1 pseudogene is annotated in these 295 nt (G+C 71.2%); it reads left to right on the forward strand.

Going from position 1 to position 295, the window contains the following annotated elements:
- Window positions 1-295: pseudogene (locus FS767_RS22050) on the forward strand (sigma-54-dependent Fis family transcriptional regulator); the annotation flags it as partial.

A 295-nucleotide genomic window follows, 5' to 3' on the forward strand; every position in this document is an offset into this window, starting at 1 on the left:
CGTGCGCCCTTGCGCTCGGCCAGTCCGCCCGGGCGCATCCTCGATTCCTGGCGCCGTTCCTTCGAGCAGTATCAGCTCGACCCGGGCAGCCTGCGCGGCCCGCGCATCCTCTCGCGCTACGAATTGCGCCAGCACCAGCAGGCGGCGGAAGACTTCCTGCGCGTCGCCGACGGCGAACTGGGCGCCCTGCATGCGCGGGTCGAGGCGGCCGACTACTGCGTGCTGCTGGCCGACGCCCAGGGCCATACCCTGGATTACCGGGTCAGTGATCGGCTGGACGACGAATGCCGCCGCG

Source organism: Pseudomonas sp. DE0010, assembly GCF_007680745.1.
GTDB lineage: Bacteria > Pseudomonadota > Gammaproteobacteria > Pseudomonadales > Pseudomonadaceae > Aquipseudomonas > Aquipseudomonas parafulva_B.